Source organism: Variovorax sp. 05L425 (assembly GCF_056397705.1).
The window spans coordinates 99,942-116,846 of sequence record NZ_JBFTNY010000018.1 but is presented as its reverse complement, the minus strand read 5'-3'; the positions used below and the strand labels follow the sequence as shown (position 1 = coordinate 116,846).

At 64.1% G+C, this 16,905-nt stretch carries 17 protein-coding genes; 8 read left to right on the top strand and 9 right to left on the bottom strand.

Going from position 1 to position 16,905, the window contains the following annotated elements; genetic code table 11:
• Positions 1-13: 13 nt before the first annotated feature.
• Together AC1DN9_RS20755 and AC1DN9_RS20750 are read left to right on the top strand one after the other, a co-directional pair.
• Positions 14-445: a barstar family protein gene (locus AC1DN9_RS20755; protein ID WP_478103376.1), complete on the top strand. Its 432-nt coding sequence runs from the start codon at positions 14-16 to the stop codon at positions 443-445.
• The gene (locus tag AC1DN9_RS20750) at positions 424-642 is read left to right on the top strand and encodes a hypothetical protein (RefSeq protein WP_478103359.1); all 219 of its coding nucleotides are present in this window, start codon (positions 424-426) and stop codon (positions 640-642) included. Before AC1DN9_RS20755 ends, AC1DN9_RS20750 begins: the two co-directional genes overlap by 22 nt.
• 129 nt (positions 643-771) lie before the next feature.
• Here AC1DN9_RS20750 and rsmA read toward each other — a convergent pair whose 3' ends face one another.
• The 3 genes from rsmA to AC1DN9_RS20735 are packed head-to-tail and all read right to left on the bottom strand — an operon-like array spanning position 772 to position 5,385.
• A complete protein-coding gene (rsmA, locus tag AC1DN9_RS20745) occupies positions 772-1,551 on the bottom strand; it encodes a 16S rRNA (adenine(1518)-N(6)/adenine(1519)-N(6))-dimethyltransferase RsmA (protein ID WP_478103357.1) in 780 nt (259 codons plus the stop codon).
• Between the two features lie 31 nt (positions 1,552-1,582).
• Positions 1,583-2,959, bottom strand: coding sequence for a peptidylprolyl isomerase (locus AC1DN9_RS20740; RefSeq protein WP_478103356.1), 1,377 nt, complete (start codon positions 2,957-2,959; stop codon positions 1,583-1,585).
• Between the two features lie 14 nt (positions 2,960-2,973).
• Positions 2,974-5,385 (bottom strand): LPS-assembly protein LptD, encoded by a 2,412-nt coding sequence (locus AC1DN9_RS20735; protein WP_478103355.1) that lies wholly within the window; start codon positions 5,383-5,385, stop codon positions 2,974-2,976.
• 97 nt (positions 5,386-5,482) lie between these two features.
• Between AC1DN9_RS20735 and AC1DN9_RS20730 the strand changes: the two genes are divergently transcribed.
• From AC1DN9_RS20730 to AC1DN9_RS20710, 5 genes are all read left to right on the top strand, one after another.
• Positions 5,483-6,577, top strand: coding sequence for an aminoglycoside phosphotransferase family protein (locus tag AC1DN9_RS20730; protein ID WP_478103354.1), 1,095 nt, complete (start codon positions 5,483-5,485; stop codon positions 6,575-6,577).
• Positions 6,574-7,293 carry a 16S rRNA (uracil(1498)-N(3))-methyltransferase gene (locus AC1DN9_RS20725; protein WP_478103352.1) on the top strand — a complete coding sequence of 240 codons (720 nt, stop codon included), beginning with the start codon at positions 6,574-6,576 and terminating at the stop codon, positions 7,291-7,293. The genes AC1DN9_RS20730 and AC1DN9_RS20725 overlap by 4 nt, the downstream gene beginning before the upstream one ends.
• Before the next feature lie 46 nt (positions 7,294-7,339).
• Positions 7,340-8,695, top strand: a complete 1,356-nt coding sequence (locus AC1DN9_RS20720) for a M20/M25/M40 family metallo-hydrolase (RefSeq protein ID WP_478103351.1) — start codon at positions 7,340-7,342, stop codon at positions 8,693-8,695.
• A gap of 39 nt (positions 8,696-8,734) precedes the next feature.
• Entirely contained in the window at positions 8,735-9,202 is a 468-nt protein-coding gene (locus AC1DN9_RS20715) for a YidB family protein (protein WP_478103349.1), read from the top strand.
• A gap of 79 nt (positions 9,203-9,281) precedes the next feature.
• Positions 9,282-10,457, top strand: a complete 1,176-nt coding sequence (locus tag AC1DN9_RS20710) for an MFS transporter (protein WP_478103348.1) — start codon at positions 9,282-9,284, stop codon at positions 10,455-10,457.
• Here the strand turns inward: AC1DN9_RS20710 and AC1DN9_RS20705 are convergent.
• Positions 10,454-11,299, bottom strand: coding sequence for a lysophospholipase (locus AC1DN9_RS20705; RefSeq protein WP_478103347.1), 846 nt, complete (start codon positions 11,297-11,299; stop codon positions 10,454-10,456). The genes AC1DN9_RS20710 and AC1DN9_RS20705 overlap by 4 nt on opposite strands.
• The gene (locus AC1DN9_RS20700) at positions 11,296-12,789 is read right to left on the bottom strand and encodes a M20 family metallopeptidase (RefSeq protein WP_478103345.1); all 1,494 of its coding nucleotides are present in this window, start codon (positions 12,787-12,789) and stop codon (positions 11,296-11,298) included. Before AC1DN9_RS20700 ends, AC1DN9_RS20705 begins: the two co-directional genes overlap by 4 nt.
• A gap of 182 nt (positions 12,790-12,971) precedes the next feature.
• Here AC1DN9_RS20700 and AC1DN9_RS20695 point away from each other — a divergent pair, with 182 nt between their 5' ends.
• Complete coding sequence (locus AC1DN9_RS20695) at positions 12,972-13,778, top strand: DUF72 domain-containing protein (protein ID WP_478103344.1); 807 nt, start codon at positions 12,972-12,974, stop codon at positions 13,776-13,778.
• 6 nt (positions 13,779-13,784) lie between these two features.
• On the opposite strand, the gene AC1DN9_RS20690 is transcribed toward AC1DN9_RS20695, so the two are convergent.
• From AC1DN9_RS20690 to metX, 4 genes are all read right to left on the bottom strand, one after another.
• On the bottom strand, positions 13,785-14,324 hold the full coding sequence (locus AC1DN9_RS20690) for a bactofilin family protein (RefSeq protein WP_478103343.1): 540 nt from the start codon (positions 14,322-14,324) through the stop codon (positions 13,785-13,787).
• A gap of 153 nt (positions 14,325-14,477) precedes the next feature.
• Positions 14,478-15,065, bottom strand: coding sequence for an IMPACT family protein (locus AC1DN9_RS20685; protein ID WP_478103342.1), 588 nt, complete (start codon positions 15,063-15,065; stop codon positions 14,478-14,480).
• 19 nt (positions 15,066-15,084) lie between these two features.
• A complete protein-coding gene (metW, locus tag AC1DN9_RS20680; protein WP_478103340.1) occupies positions 15,085-15,672 on the bottom strand; it encodes a methionine biosynthesis protein MetW in 588 nt (195 codons plus the stop codon).
• The gene (gene metX, locus AC1DN9_RS20675) at positions 15,669-16,853 is read right to left on the bottom strand and encodes a homoserine O-succinyltransferase MetX (protein WP_478103339.1); all 1,185 of its coding nucleotides are present in this window, start codon (positions 16,851-16,853) and stop codon (positions 15,669-15,671) included. Before metX ends, metW begins: the two co-directional genes overlap by 4 nt.
• Positions 16,854-16,905: the final 52 nt, after the last annotated feature.

Here is a 16,905-nt window from a genome sequence, read left to right as displayed (position 1 = left end):
TCCTGACGAAATGATGACTACAACCATGGAAAGACCAGCGGAGATGACCCTATCCCTTCGTGGCGTGCGACCGAACATCGTGCAGTCGATTCGCGCATTTCGCGTGAATGACCTGCAAGAGGCAGCACATGCGGCCGGTCAGCACTTTCTGTATGCCAACCTTGGCAACGCCCAGACCAAGCAGGACGTGCTGGATCTGATCGCTCAGCAGTTCATGTTTCCGCAGCATTTCGGTAAGAACTTCGATGCGCTGTACGACTGCATGACCGATCCGCTGCACAAATCGGGCCCGCAACCCGGTTTCGTCATCGTCCTCGAGCAGATCCCGGCCAACGCGAAGTTCGACAAGGAAGCGCGCGAGCAGTTGCTCGACATCTTCCGCGACGCCGCCGACTACTGGGGGGATCGGAAGATTCCCTTCCGGTGCTTCTATTCTTTTCTGTAGCCCGTTCTGCACAAACCAGCCAAGCAGAACGGGCTAACGAGGCTCAAAACGGCGCCGCACCGGCCGCCCATATCGAAGTCGAGAATCCCGATCCGTCGGCAGAAAAGATGCCGACCGACAAACTGGTCGACGTGTCTCCGTTGGCGCTGCGCATGAGCAGCCCGTTTAACGCGGGATACTGGCTCGCCGCCGCTTAAATGTTGCTCGCCCCCAGGCTTGCCCACTTCGTGTGGCCGCCAACCCCCTACCGGGGGCAACACCAGCGGCCCGGCTGAGCCGGTTCCGCGGTGTTTCACGAACAAAAGCCCGTCACTGACGGGCTTTTCTTATTTCGGGAACTGTTGGGCCAGGGTTATGTATTCGTGGACCGGGACCTCTTCGGCGCGGCGTTGGGTGTCGAAGGTGCCGGTGAAGGCCTTTTGATCCAGCCACTTGCCCAAGCTGTGGCGCAGTAGTTTGCGGCGCTGACTGAAAGCGATCTGGACAATTTCGCCGAGCCGTTCGGCGTCAACCTCCGGCGGCTCTGCGAAGGGCACCATGCGCACCACGGCGCTGTCGACGCGCGGCGGAGGATCGAAGCTCTCGGGTGGCACGAAAAGGATGTTTTCCATCGCATAGCGCCACTGCAGCATGACGCTCAGGCGTCCGTAGTCCGAGGTCGCCGGTCGGGCGACCATGCGATCGATCACTTCCTTCTGCAGCATGAAGTGCTGGTCGGCAATCAGATGCGCGAAGCCGAGCAGATGAAAGAGGATGGGCGTCGAGATGTTGTAGGGCAGGTTGCCGACCACGCGCAAGGCCGTGGAGGGCGGCACGACCAACCTGGCCGCAAGGGCGCCGAAGTCCACCTTGAGGACATCGGATTCGACCACGTTCAATTGACCATGGCCGCGCAAACGCTGTGCCAGATCCCGGTCGAGCTCGATTACCGTCAAGCGGCCCAGGCGCTCGACAAGCGGTTGCGTGAGTGCGGCGAGGCCAGGGCCGATCTCGACCATGGGGTCGCCAGGTTTCGGGGCGATCTCGCGAACGATGGCATCGATGATGCCGGCGTCAGCGAGGAAGTGCTGTCCGAAGCGCTTGCGGGGGATATGGGCGCGGCTCACGAGGAAAAGCGCCAGGCCTCTGGATGGCCCATCAGGATTGGGGCGGCTCGCGGTATTCGACGTAAGCCCGCGTGCGAACTTCCTGGGCCCAGGTCTCGGTGGCCTGTTGAATCTTCTTCTCGCGCAGCACCGTGCGCGCAGCTTCGCGTTGCTCGGTCTGGGTGAGCTTGGCCTCGCGACGGCCTTCCACCAGGATCAGGTGGACGCCGAAGCGCGACACCACCGGATCACTGATCTGCCCGGGTGCAAGGCCGTTCATGGCGTCCTCGAACTCGGGCACGAACTGGCCAGGGCGCGCCCAACCGAGGTCGCCGCCGTCCTTGGCGCTTCCATCTTCCGAGTTGTCTCGCGCCAGGCTCGCGAAGTCCGCCGAGCCTTTCTTCACGCGATCCTTGAACTCCGCAAGCTGCGCAACCGATTGCGCAGTGGTGCGCTTGGGGTCGTTGCGCAGGAGGATGTGGCGCACATGCGTTTGCGTCACGAGGGCGTCGGTCGCGCCGGGCTGCGACTTGGAAAGCAGCTTGAGCACATGGAAGCCCGCGCCCGACCGGATCGGTCCCGCAATCCCGTTGACCGGGGTCGATTGTGTGGCTTCGACGAAGAGCGGCGGGTAGCGCTCGGCGCTGCGCACTCCAAGCGCGCCGCCGCCATTGCGATCCGCATCGGAGTTCTCTTGAACGAGTTTGGCGAAGTCCTCGCCGGCACGGGCACGCTGGGCCAGGCTCTGGGCGCGCTGCTGCAGCTTTGCCACGTCCGCATCGCTCGCGTTCTCGGGCACGGCGACGAGCAACTGCGCAATGTTGATGTTCGGTGCGATCGCCGCATTGCCGCCGGCACGCTGCTCGCGAATGAACTGGTCGACCTCTACGTCGCTGATCTTGACCTTGGCCTCGATCTCGCGATCGCGCAAGCGAGTCAGCATGAGTTGGTCGCGCAGTTCGCGCCGGAACTGCTCCTGCGAGAGGCCTTCAGCGGCGACGCGACGGCGCAATTCGACCAGGCTGATCTGGTTCTGCCGGGCCACCGCCTGTTCGGCCTGGTCGATTGCAAGGTCATCGACCTTGATGCCGTTTTCCTGCGCCATCTGCAATTGGGCATGCTCGTTGATGAGCCGTTCGAGCACGAGGCGGGTGAGTTCCGGCCGCGGCATGCGTTCGGCTTCGGGGTTCTCCCTCAAGATGCGTTGCACGCGTGCCTGTACCTCGGTGTTGGTAACGGGTTCCGAGTTGACCAGCGCAACGATGTATTCGGCCGAGCGCTGAATGCTCTGCGCTGGCCGTGGTTCAGCCGGGACAGGCGGCGCGACGCGTGGGCCGGAACGCATGATGTCTGTGATGCCCTGTGCGCCGGAGGCGGCAGTCAGGGTGGCAAGGCAAGCCAGCGTAAGGATCGAGCGAATGTGTTTCATGGCGAAGCCCTATCTCAGTCGTAATTTGTGTAGCGGCTCGGCGCGGCGCCAGGTTGGCGCAGAGGCGTGTAGCGCTGGATGTTTTGCGTCAATGTGCGAAGCGGGCTCGTTCCGACGCTCGCGAAGCCGACCAGTTCAAGCTGGAACATGATTCGCGTGCTGGCTGTGACTTGCCCGGTGGTGATGCGTTCCACCACCACGCGACCGATCCAGCAGCAACCGTCGTATTCGAAGCCCAGCACGCCGTCGGTCAGCTTGCTGTCCAGCAGACTGTAATTCAGACGGCCTACAGCGTACCAGCGACCGCCCCCTTGACCACGTCCGGCTCCCAGGTCCTTGCCCTTGTCGCCCCATAGATCGTTGATGGGCCACTGCCAGCCGATATCGATCGATTGGCTACCGTCGTTGTTCGAGACCCTGGTGCCGTCGGCGGCAGCCGCGTAGGTGGTCTGCTGGTAACGATAGGCTGCGCTGATCGTGCGATAGGGCCCTGGACTATAGCGAGCACTCAGTGCGGTGCGTGCGGAATTGTGATCATCGGGGTTGTACTGGACGGTGCCGTCGAAGGTCCACTTCGGGGTCCAGTTGATCTGTGCGCCCAGCAAAAGGTCGCTGAAACGATCTGTCACAGGAATGCCGCCCGGCAGCGTGACGAGTTCATCCGCAAAACGCAGGCGTTGCGCGATGCCGAAGCGGGCTGCCTCGGCGCCCGTATCGGGATCGATCAACCGCGAGGTCACGCCCAGCGTGAGCAAATTGCTGTCGGAAATGCGGTCGTTGCCGGAGAACGCGTTCTCCGTGTAAACCGTCGCGAAATTGAAGTCGTTGGCCGCCGAATCGTAGTTCGGCAATTCGTTCTGGTTGCGGAAGGGCGTGTAGACATAGAACGCACGCGGCTCGAGCGTCTGGCGGAATGCGCGTCCGAAGTAACTGGCGTCACGCTCGAAGATCATGCCGCTGTCGAGGCTGAAGGTCGGCACGGTCACGTTGGCCGAGGTGATGCCGTTGATCGGCGCGTCGAACTGATAGGCGCGGGCGTTCACCATCACCTTCGGAATGACGAAGGTGCCTGGCGTGAGAAACGGCCGACTCAGGCTCAGTTGCGTGAAGGCACGCTCCCCGTCCGGCTGCCCCTGCAGGATCGGATCCCCACGAAAGCGCGTGTAGTCATTGTTGAACGAAAAGTCGAAACCGTTCCAGTCGTATTTGTTGTAGTTGGCCGTGATCTGCGGCATCCGGTCGTAGGGCGGAATGATCGGCGACGGCGCATATTGCAGCGTCTGGTAGCTCAGCGCGCGCGCCATGCCGCTCCAGTCGCCCACGCCCCAGCGGAGCGCGCCGTCGTTCGCCAGCAATCGTTGCGTGAGGGACGGCGTGCGCGTGAAGTCGCGCCAGTAGTCGTTGTCGCTCACGCGATTGATGCTGAGCGAGCCGGTGAAATAGTCGAGGCCCAGGGGCTTGGGGTCGAAGGTCTGGCTGTGTTGCGTCCAGACGCCCCAGCGGTCGCGATCGCGAAGACGGTCGTCAGGCATGTAGTCGGCCCGGATCTCGCCCTGGTACGTGCTTTCAAGATAGCGGAACTCGTTGCCGAGGTTGATGCCGCGTTTGCTCATGACGGTCGGATAGAACGTCGCGTCGCGATTCGGTGCGATGTTCCAGTAGTACGGCGTCGTCACCTCGACCCCGTTCACGCTGTCGATGCCGATCACGGGCGGCAACATGCCCGACTTGCGATCGTTGCTCAACGGAAAGCTGACGGAAGGGAACGGCGGTGTGGTGACACCCATGAAGCTGATCTGGGCGCTGGTCGCCACCCCGATGTTTTCTTCCGTATCGGTGGTAATGGTCTTGGCCTTCAGGAGCCAGGCCGGCATCCAGCCCGGATAGTCTTCCGGGCGGCAGGTGGTGTAGGTCGCAATGCGGGCCACCGAGACATTGCTGTCGATGAAGTCGATGCGCTCTGCGTCGCCCCGTCCGCCGTTGGCGAGAAACGAGTAGCGCACCTTGTTGAAAAAACCTTCGAAAGTTTCGAGCTTGAGTTCGAGTTCGGGTCCTTCATAGACGTTGCCGGCCTGGTTCACGTGGACGTTGCCGGTCGCCCTGGCCCGATCTTCTGGCTGGTAGTACTCCAGCCGGTCCGCGCGAATGAAGGTGTCGCCGCGACGCAGCGTGGCGTTGCCTTCGACCACCGTCTCCAGGTCGGGCCTGCCCGATATGCGATCGCCGTCGACGAAGCTCGGCAACTGGCCGCGTTGTGCCGGGGTGATGACTTCGGTCAGCTGCGGCGTGCGCTTGAGCACGAGCGGTGCGTCCAGTTCCGCGTCCTGCGCCCGCGCGACTTGCGCATGCAGCAGTGCAAGCGACAGCACCGCCAGCGGCAAAGGCGGGCGGCACCGGCGCCAGGCGGCTCGGTTCAGGTCAGGCATCGGTACGGAATAAATATCGTCTGGAGGGGAAGGGCGGCGCCGAAGGCCGTCGAGTTGAGAAGGTCCGCGCGAGGCGGATTTGTAGAATCAATTATCCATGACAGCCTCTTTGCCCCCGGCCAGCGGCGCCGCGACGCCCCTTCCTTCCCCGGCGTGGACCGATCCGGCCCGCGCTCAGGCGTTCAACCTCTGGATGGAGCGCATCGCACCGTCGCGCCAACTGCTGCCGCAGACCGTGCGACTCGCCTCAGCCGACGCCAGCTTCCGGCGCTACTTCCGAGTGGACACGAGCGGCGGCGGACCCACCCGCATCGTCATGGACGCGCCGCCCACCGAGGAGAACAGCGCGCCATTCGTGCAGGTCGCCAAGCTCATGGCCGATGCCGGTGTCACGGCGCCGACCGTGCTCGAATGGGATCGGGCCAATGGATTCCTGCTGCTCGACGACCTGGGCGTTCACACCATGCTGGACGTGATCGATCCCGCAGATTCCGGCGCGGCGCGCCCCCTCTACGACCAGGCGATCGATGCGCTGATCCGGTGGCAACTGGCATCGAAGCCGGATGTTCTGCCGCCCTACGATCGGACGTTGCTCGAGCGCGAACTGGCGCTTTTCCCGCAGTGGTACATCGCGCAGCATCGTGGCCTGCCCGTGGAGGGTCAGCTCAAGGAGCGCCTCGATCGCAGCTTCGGACTCATCGTGGAGAGCAACCTTGCCTCGCCACGCGTGTACGTGCATCGCGATTTCATGCCCCGCAACCTGATGGTCAACGATGGCCCCGCGCTCGGCGTGCTGGATTTCCAGGACGCGGTTCATGGCCCGATCACCTATGACATCGCAAGTCTCATGCGCGATGCATTCCTGAGCTGGGATGAAGAATTCGTGGTCGATATCACGGTCCGCTACTGGGAGCAGGCCCGCAAGGCCGGTCTGCCGGTCGACGCCGATTTTGGCGCGTTCTACCGCGCCGTCGAATGGATGGGGCTGCAACGTCACCTGAAAGTGGCCGGCATCTTCGCGCGACTCACGCTGCGTGACGGCAAGCCGAAGTATTTGGGCGATACGCCGCGGTTCATCGCCTACATCCGGGCTACGGCCGGCCGCTACCGCGAACTCACGCCCTTGCTGCGCGTGATCGACGAGATCGAAGGCACGCAGCCGATGAGCGGCTTTGCCTACGGACGCATGTGACGGCGCGTTTTCACTGCGCCGTGGCGCTGACCGAGAACAGCGCGCTCACGCTGCCGCCCGGCGCTGCGCGCCACGTCCAGGTGCTTCGAATGCAACCCGGCGACGCGTTGATCCTGTTCGACGGCAGCGGCGGCGAGTTCGCAGCGACGGTGCAGCGCATGGGACGCAGCGACGTCGACGTCCAGGTCGGCGCGCGTACGGCCATCGAGCGCGAGGCCTTTCGTGCGGTGCATCTGGCGGTCGGAATGCCGGCCAACGAGCGCATGGATTGGTTAGTCGAAAAAGCCACCGAACTCGGCGTCGCGAGCATCCAGCCGCTCATGACGGCGCACGGCGTGCTGCGGCTCGCAGGCGAACGCGCCGACAAGAAGCGCGCTCACTGGGAAGCGATTGCGATCGCGGCATGCGAGCAGTGCGGGCGCAACCGTGTGCCGTTGATCCACCCCGTTCGGCCGTTGGCAGGTTGGCTCGGAGCGCCTGCGGACGATGCCGCGCGATTCATCCTGAGCCTTGCCGAAGGAACCCGACCCGTGCGTGACGCCATGTCGGGCGATCCCCGCGCCGCTTGGGTGCTGAGCGGTCCGGAAGGCGGGCTGAGCGCTTCGGAGGAAAAAGAAGCGATCGCTCGCGGGTTTGCGCCGCTCACGCTAGGTCTACGTGTGTTGCGTGCCGAAACTGCCGCGCTGGCTGCACTCGCGCTGTTGTCCGGTGGGTAGTACCGGAACCCGTCCCTTTTCAATTCGTTTTCATCACGGCAGCACCATGTCATCCTGTTCCATTTCCTTGCGCATGGCGCCCGTCATGCTTGCCGTGCTCTGTAACGCCAGCGGCGTGCACGCCCAGACATCCGCCGTGGCGCCGACACCCTCGCAGGTTCGGCCGGCGGTCGACCAAGCCTACACCCAGCTCATGGCCGCACCGGACATCAAGCAGTTGCTCGATGCGGTCAAGGCGGACCACGAGCGTTCGATCGACGACCTGAAGTTGCTCACAGAGATCGAGGCGCCGCCTTTCAAAGAACAGAAGCGCGCCGAGGCGTTTCTCGCGCGCCTCAAGGCGTTGGGCCTGACCGACGCCAGGATCGACGCCGAAGGCAATGTCATCGGCGTGCGCAAGGGCAGCGGCAACGGGCCGACGCTGCTGATCTCGGCGCATCTCGACACCGTCTTCCCGGCAGGCACCGACGTCAAGGTGAAGGAACACGACGGCAAGCTTCATGCGCCCGGCATCTCGGACGATACGCGCGGCCTTTCCGTGCTGCTGTCCTGGCTCAAGGTGCTGAACGACAACAGGATACAGACGGTCGGCGACCTGATGTTCGTCGGCAATGTCGGCGAGGAAGAGCTCGGCAACCTGCGTGGCATGAAGGCCATCTTTCGCGACCATCCGGACATTGACGGCATGGTTGGGCTCGAACCCGCGTCGGACGGCAACGCGGTGGTGCTCGGCACGGCCAGCCACCGTTACGAGGTGACCTTCAAGGGTCCGGGCGGCCACAGCTACGTGGCCTTCGGCCAGGTGCCCAGCGCCATTCACGGCATGGGCCGCGCCATCGCCAGGATCGCCGACATCAAGACGCCAAGCTTTCCCAAGACCACTTTCACGGTCGGAACCGTCAGCGGCGGTACGTCCGTCAATACCATCGCGCCCGATGCGCGAATGGCGGTGGACATCCGCTCCGACGAGATGGGCGCGCTGCTCGACACCGAAAAGAAGGTGCTGGCCGCGATCGACGAAGCGGTGGCCGAGGAAAACAAGCGCTGGAACGTCACGACGCTGAGCGCATCGAGCAAGCTGATCGGTGATCGCCCCGGCGGCCGCACGGGGTCGGACTCGGTGATCGTCGAGGCGGTTGTCCGCTCGAATGCCGCGTTTGGCCACAAGACGCTGCTGTCTGGCGCCAGCACGGATGCGAACGTGCCGATGTCCCTGGGCATTCCGGCCATCATCATCGGCAGCGGGGGCAAGACTGGCGGCTTTCATGCACTGTCCGAATGGATCGACGTGACAGACGGGTGGAAGGGCGCGCAGAATGCCCTCGTGACCGTGCTTGGACTGGTCGGCGTACAGGGCGTGAGCGAGCCCCTGCTGGCCAAGCGGCCACCGCGTTCCAAGTAGGTCCGCGTTCCACACACCTCATTGCTTCAGGAGCTCATCATGGGATTGCTCGATTCGGTACTCGGTCAAGTGCTCGGCGGTGCGCAGCCGCAGCCTCAGGAAGGCGGTCTCGGGAATCTCGGCGGCCCGGGCGGGCTGGGAGACCTCGGCGGCATTGCCGGCGCGCTAGGCGGCCTCTTGGCCAACAACGGCGAAACCGGCGGCTTGGGCGGGCTGGTGTCCAAGTTCGAGCAGGCCGGAATGGGTGACGTCGTCAACTCGTGGATCGGCAAGGGCGAGAACGCGCCCATTTCCGGCGGCCAGTTGCAGGACGTGCTGGGCAGCGACGTCATCTCCGGCATCGCGCAAAAGCTCGGCGTCAACAGTGCGACCTTGTTGCCGATGCTCGCCACGCTGCTGCCGACGTTGATCGACCACCTGACGCCGAAGGGCCAGGTGCCGACCGAGGGCCTGGGCAATCACGACGATCTGTTGTCATCACTGAGCGGCTTGCTTCAGAAGAGCTGACGGCCGGCGTGCCGATCCTTGCAAACAAATGGCGCCGTGCGGCGCCATTTTTCTGTCTCCCCCCGCAACGTCCATCCCCATGAATCGCAATCTCTGGCTGCTCACCATCTGCCAAGGCCTGTTCCTGACGAACAACGTCACATTCATCGCGATCAATGGTCTCGTCGGGCTGGCACTCGCGCCGCGTGGCTGGATGGCGACGCTGCCGGTCATGGGCTATGTGGTGGGCGGCGCGCTGGCAACCGGTCTCGTGGCGAAGACGCAGCAGCGCCTCGGGCGGCGACGTTCGTTCCAGATCGGCATTGCCGTGGCTCTGGTCTCGGCACTGCTGTGCGCGCAGGCCGCTGTGTGGAAGGACTTCTGGCTTCTCTGCTTTGCGACAGTGGTCGCCGGCTATTACAACGCCAACGCCAGTCTCTATCGTTTTGCCGCGGCGGAGCTCGCCGCTCCCGGGTGGCAAGAAAAGGCGGTCTCGCTCGTCATGGCTGGCGGTCTGATCGGCGCGGTGGCGGGTCCGAATCTCGCCGCGGTGACCCGCAACTGGTTCGCGGTGCCTTTCGCAGGTGCGTACCTGGCCCTCGCGCTGATTGCGCTGGTCTCGATGGCGATGATGCAGTTCATCGATTTTCCTGCGCCGCCGGTCAAGAGCGCGACCACAGGGGGCCGACCGCTCTCCGAGATTGCGCGCCAGCCGGTGTTCATCGTGGCTGCGGTCTCCGGCGCGCTCGGCTACGGTGTGATGAATTTGCTGATGGCCGCGACGCCCATCGCCATGCAGGTGTGCAGCCTTCCGTTCGAAGACGTCGCACTTGTCCTCGAATGGCACGTGATCGGCATGTTTGCGCCGGGCTTTTTCACAGGACACCTGATTCGGCGGATCGGCGCGCTGCCGGTGATGGGCGTGGGGCTGCTGCTCAATCTCGGCTGTATCGCAGTGGCGCTCTCCGGCGTGGACCTGCATCAGTTCGTGATCGCGCTGTTCATGCTCGGGGTGGGCTGGAACTTCCTCTTCACGGGCAGCACGACGCTGTCGCTCATTGCGTACACGGCCGAGGAAAAGGACCGGGCGCAAGGCGCGCTCAACTTCTGCATGTTCGCGACGCTCGCGATCAGCTCTTTCACGTCGGGCGTACTGGTCACGACGCAGGGCTGGCGCTTGCTGAATTTCGGCTCGCTGGTGCCCGTGGTGTTGACGGGCGTTGCGCTGCTGTGGCTTGCTCGACGGCGCGCGACGTCCGCGACTGCAGTCGCCTAAGCGCTCGGGAAGCGTTCGTTCAGCCAGCGCTCGAGCGTGTCCAACACGGGCTCCGCGTCGCTCTCGTTGAAGATCTCGTGAAAGTGCGCCGGAAAGCAGGTCGTGCTCACCACCGACGCTGGCGCTGCGGCTGCGAATGTGCGGCTGCCGGCGGGACGAACCAGGCGGTCGTCGCCGGCATAGATCAAAAGCGTCGGCACCCGCCAGCTGGCCGTGGCCGACTGCACCGTGGCACCCTCATCGGCGAGGAACCTTGCCAACCGGGCGCCGATACGGTCGTGGCACAGTGGGTCCGCGCGATAAGCTTCCGCCACAGCGGGGTCGTGCGACAGGTACTTGAGGTCGAGTCCATTGCCCACGCGCAGATCGGGCGCAAGCCGCGAAAGCACTGCAACCAGGAGCTTCTGAAACCCGCTCAGTCCCGGGTCGAGTGCTGGAGACGAAAGCACCAGCGCATCCACTGCGCGCACCGCGCGCGCGACAAAACTCGCAGCCACCAAGCCGCCGAGGCTATGACCCAGCAAGACCACAGGCAGTCCCGGACGGCTGCGCCTTGCGTCATCGAGCACGAGGGCCAAGTCTTCGAGGAGCCGGGTGACCGTCGGCAAACCGCCGCGCGCGCCGGTCGAAGCCCCATGGCCATGCTGATCCACGGCGCGCACGTCGAAGCCCCAGGCATTGAGTCGCTGAGCGACATGCGCATAGCGGCGAGCGTGTTCGCCGAGCCCGTGAACGATGACGACGACGGCCCTGGCGGCGCCAAGCCCGGCGGGCCAGGCATGCACTACCAGCGTTTCGCCGTCCGGCGTGCGCAGCGTATGTTGCGCCGGTTGCGCGCTCAAGCAGCGACGCCGCTGGCGGCAGGCAACGCCGCAATGACTTCAGCCACCGCCGCCGTCAGCTTCTTCGCATAGGGCACGTGCAGGAACTCGTTGGGCCCGTGCGCATTGCTCTTGGGGCCGAGCACGCCGCAGACCATCATCTGGGCCTTCGGGAAGCCAACGCTCAACATGTTCATGAGCGGGATCGTTCCGCCTTGTCCGATGTACCCGCAGTTCGCGCCGAAATGCGCCTGCGACGCGGCATTGAGCGCGTGTTCGAACCAAGGCGCGGTGTCGGGCGCGTTCCATCCAGTCGCGCCGCCGTGACTTTCAAAGGTGACCTTCGCTTGGTAAGGCGCGTTGTCTTCGAGCAGGGACTTGAGCTCTTGCACCGCCTGGCTCGCATCGACCAGCGGCGGCAGACGCAACGACAGCTTGAACGCGGTGTAGGGGCGCAACACGTTGCCGGCATCCTTCAACGCGGGGAAGCCTTCGGCGCCCGTGACGGAAAGCGTGGGCTTCCAGGTTCGATTGAGCAGCGCTTCCACCGGGTCCGTCGTGGTCGGCAGCGCAAAAGCGCTGGCGCCGCCGCAGTCGTAGTGCGCCCACGGAAAGCGCTTGTAGACCTCTTCGCCCAGGATCGTCGCCGTCGCCTTGGCCTGCGACAACCTCTCGGCGGGTACGGCGCAATGGAAGCTCTCGGGCAGCAGGCGACCGGTCTTGCTGTCTTCAAGCCGGTCAAGGACCTGTCGTATGATGCGGAAACTCGAAGGCACCAACCCCGAAGCATCGCCCGAGTGCACGCCCTCGGTCAGGATCTCGACCTTCAGCGTGCCGCTCGCCATGCCCCGCAGCGAAGTGGTGAGCCACAACTGGTCGTAGTTGCCCGCGCCCGAATCCAGGCAGATGACGAGCGACACGTCGCCCAGTCGCGGGCGCAGTGCATCGACATAGGGAAGCAGGTCGTAGGAGCCGGACTCCTCGCACGTTTCGACCAGGCCCACGATGCGCGGATGCGCCGCGCCCTGGGCTTTCAGCGCCTGGATGGCCGCGACGCTGGCATACACCGCATAGCCGTCGTCGGCGCCGCCGCGACCGTACAGCAGGCCGTCTTCGTACTTGGGCGTCCACGGGCCGAGGTCGTTGCGCCAGCCGGTGAACTCGGGCTGCTTGTCCAGGTGGCCGTACATCAGCACGGTCTCCTTCATGTCCGTGCCCGTGGCCGGCACTTCGAAGAAGAGCACCGGCGTGCGGCCTTCGAGTCGCACGACCTCGAGCTTCAGGCCTTCGACCTTCTGGGCATCGACCCACGCGGCGGCGTTGCGCATGACGGTTTCGAGATAGCCGTTCTGCACCCACTCCTTGTCGAAACCCGGTGATTTGGCCGGTATGGCGATGTAGTCGGTGAGTTGCTTGACGATGTCGTTGTCCCACTGGGATGAGACGTCAGACAGCGCGCGCCCGGCGTCGAGCAGGCCGGCGGGCATTTCGCGGTGGAGGGGGGCGTTCATGGAGGTACTCCGCGGGGTGGGGAGAATGATGTTAGTGCGTCTTGGCCCATTGTGCGCAGGTGGCAAGCTCTGGGCGGATGGGATAAAAGGCGGGCTTCGCCATCGCTTCCGAGGAATGCCATGCTTGCGCACCCCCAAGTTCGCCTTTGCCAGACCACAGAGATTGCAAGGAAGGGCCTGAAATGACCGAAGCATCGCAGCGGATACGGGTCGGCGTGGGCGGATGGACCTTCGAGCCGTGGCGCAACAACTTCTATCCGGCCGGTCTGCCGCATGCCCAGGAACTCAACTACGCCAGCCGTCATGTGACGGCCATCGAGGTCAATGGCACCTACTACAGCACGTTCAAGCCGGCGACTTTCAAGAAGTGGCACGACGAGACGCCGGACGATTTCGTGTTCTCGATGAAGGCGTCGCGCTTTTCGACCAATCGCAAGCAACTCGCCACGGCGGGCGATTCGATCAAGCGCTTCGTCGACAGCGGCGTCGGCGAGCTCGGCAAGAAGCTCGGCCCCATCGTGTGGCAGTTCATGCCGACCAAGCAGTTCGATCCCGAAGACCTCGCGGCCTTTCTGGCGTTGTTGCCGAAGAAGGAAGGAAGCCGTGTGCTGCGTCACGTGCTGGACGTGCGCCACGACAGCTTTCGCTCGCCCGAGTACCTCGCGCTTGCGCGCGAGCACAAGGTTGCGACGGTCTTTACCGATTCGCCCAAGTTCCCGTCGTTTGCCGACCTGACCGGCGATTTCGTCTATGCGCGCCTGATGAACAGTGACGCGCAGCATGCGTCCGGATACACGCCGAAGTCGCTGGACGAATGGGCCGAGGCCGCGAAGACCTGGTCCAAGGGCGGCACACCTTCGTCACTGCCGCATGTCGAGGAAGGCAAGTCCGGCGCTTCGAATGCACGCGACGTGTTCGTCTTCTTTATCAACGGCGCAAAAGAAAAGGCACCGGCGGCTGCCGGTGCCTTGATCGAACGACTCGGCTGACGCGGGTCAGGCCGCGGCTTGCAGGGTCGCTGCGGGCTTGCTGCTGCCCGTCGGCGCTGCGCCGAAGGTGATCTCGCCGGAAAGCTGGCCACCTTCCTCGATGATGATCTTGCCGTAGCGGATCTTGCCGGTGACCTTGCCGGTGGAGTGAATCACCAGCTTCTCGCGAACCGTGAGGTTGCCGTCGAACAGGCCGCGGATTTCCGCGATGTCGATCTCGGCCGAGCCTTTGAAGGCGCCTTGTTCGGCGATCTGCATCACGCGCGAATCCATCGTGGCTTCAACGAGGCCCTCGACGACCAGCGTGTCGCAATCCGTGATCTCGACGCCCTTGAGCTTGATGTTGGGGCCGACGGTCAGTTTGCTGCCGCCTTCCTTGGCGGCGGCGACGCTGGCGACCGCATTGGCAGCCTGCGTGGTGAGCGTGGACGGGCTGACAGGCGTACCGGAAAGATTGGTACCGGAACCCATCAGCGGCGCGGGGCGGGAAGTGAGATTTTCGGCGTCGCGATCACGTTTGCCGAAGAAGGGGGACTGTGTAGCCAATGGGTAGCTCCTCGAAATTGGCTATCGTAAGAACCCCTTCACGGATGGCAGCACTTCATTGCGCAAGATGCGTAACTGAATAAGTCCAAAGCGCGAGTCTTGCGAACTTTTGTGCTCTGCGTTTGCGCCCGCGCAATTGACGAAATCAAGAAATCACTCGCACAGCCATGCCACGCGCCCTTGCGCGGCATTGTCGAGCCTCGTAATGAACGCATCCGCGACCGGATCGGGAAGGGTGAACGAGAAATGCACCAGGCTTTCGTGACGCACCTCGCCGAGCGAACCACCGATCGCGGAGATTTCTCGGCGCACAAGGCCTTCGAGCGCATAGGCGACGGCGCAATGCAGAGTGCGCTGTCGCACCAGCGGAACGAGCGTTGCGCCGAGGAGCGCTTGCGCGACGCTGTCGGTATAGGCGCGCACAAGGCCGCCCGCGCCAAGCTTGACGCCCCCGAAATAGCGCACGACGGTCGCGAGCACGCTTTCAAGTTCGTGATGTCGAAGCACTTCGAGCATGGGCCGCCCCGCAGTGCCGCCAGGTTCGCCGTCGTCATTGGCCGCCGATTGACCGCCGGCCATCAGCGCCCAGCAGACATGGGCGGCTCCGGGGTGATCGCTGCGCAGCGCAGCCACGACCGCTTGCGCCGCATCGCGATCGGCGGCGGACTGGACGCAGCCGATGAACCGGCTTTTCTTGATGATCAGCTCGCTGTGGGTCGGGGCAGCAAGAGTGAAGGGCATGGGGTCGGGTTGTCGACGCCTATTCGCCGCGTTCGAACTTGAACACCGCCGTGCTGGCGCGCGCATTGGGAAGCCAACGCACTTCGTGTCCGCCCTCCAGGCCAAAGGCATCGAGCACACGCAGGCGGTTCTTGCGCGCGAGCACGCCGAAGTCCTTGAAAGTCCCGACACGGATATTGGGGGTGTCGTACCACTGGTAGGGCAGTCGACGCGTCACCGGCATGCGGCCGCGCGCGACGCTGATGCGGTTGGGCCAATGCGCGAAGTTCGGAAAGGCAACGATTCCGATGCGGCCGACGCGGGCGGTTTCGCGCAGCATCACCTCGGCATTGCGCAAGTGCTGCAAGGTATCGATCTGAAGCACCACGTCGAAGGACGCATCGTCGAACATCGCGAGGCCTTCATCCAGGTTCAGCTGGATCACATCGACGCCGCGACGCACGCACTGCAGCACGTTGCCATCTGCGATCTCGACGCCGTAGCCGGTGCAGTCGCGCTCGCGCTGCAGCAGATCGAGCAACGCGCCGTCGCCGCAGCCCAGGTCCAGCACGCGTGAACCCTTGGGCACGAGCCGCGCGATGAGCTGTTGAGTGTCGAGATCGCTCATGCCTGTGCGACTCCCGTAGGTGTCCGTGGCGCGGCAGGCTCCTGCGCGATTCGCTCGAAATAGGAACGGACAACGCTCATGTAGCGCACATCATCGAGCAGGAAGGCATCATGGCCGTGCGGCGCATCGATCTCGGCATAGCTCACGTTGCGACGGTTGTCGAGCAGCGCCTTGACGATCTCGCGGCTGCGTGCCGGGGCAAATCGCCAGTCGGTCGTGAAACTGATCAGCAGGAACTTGGCCGCCGCCTTCGCCAGTGCTGCGCGAAGGTCACCGCCGTAGGCTCGCGCGGGGTCGAAGTAGTCGAGTGCGCGCGTGATCAGCAGGTAGGTGTTGGCGTCGAAGTACTCGCTGAACTTGTCGCCGTTGTAGCGCAGGTAACTCTCGATCTGGAACTCGACCTCTTGTGTCGAATAGAGAAAGTCCGTGTTCGCGGCACTGCCCTCGACCGCGCTGCGCAGGGCACGGCCGAACTTCTCGTTCATGAGGTCGTCGCTCTGGTAGGTGATGTGGCCGATCATTCGCGCGATGCGCAGGCCGCGCTTGGGGATGACGCCATGCTCGTAGAAGTGGCCGCCGTTGAAATCGGGGTCGGTCACGATCGCGCGGCGAGCCACTTCGTTGAATGCGATGTTCTGCGCGGTGAGACTCGGGGCGCTGGCCACCACCACGGCATGCCTTACGCGTTCGGGATACTGGAGCGTCCACGAGAGTGCCTGCATGCCGCCGAGGCTGCCGCCCATCACGGCAGCAAGCGAGCGGACGCCCAGCGCGTCGAGCAACGCGGCTTGGGCGTTGACCCAATCTTCCACCGTGACCACGGGAAAGTCGGCGCCATAAGCATGGCCGGTCGCCGCCGGATTGAGATGCATCGGGCCGGTCGAGCCGAAGCAGGAACCGAGGTTGTTGATGCCGATGACGAAGAAGCGGTCTGTGTCGACCGGTTTGCCGGGACCGATCATGTTGTCCCACCAGCCCTCGGACTTGTCCTGCCCTGCATAGATCCCGGCGACATGGTGCGACGCGTTGAGTGCGTGGCACACCAGCACCGCATTGCTGCGATCGGCATTGAGCTCGCCATAGGTTTCGTAGGCGAGTGTGTAGTCGGAGATCGAAGCGCCGCTGGTCAGGGCCAGCGGGCCGGCGAACTGCATCGATTGCGGAGTGACGACGAACGACATGGATGAAAAAGACCCGGCCTCGCCAAAAACGAGCCGGGTCCGGCATCCGTCT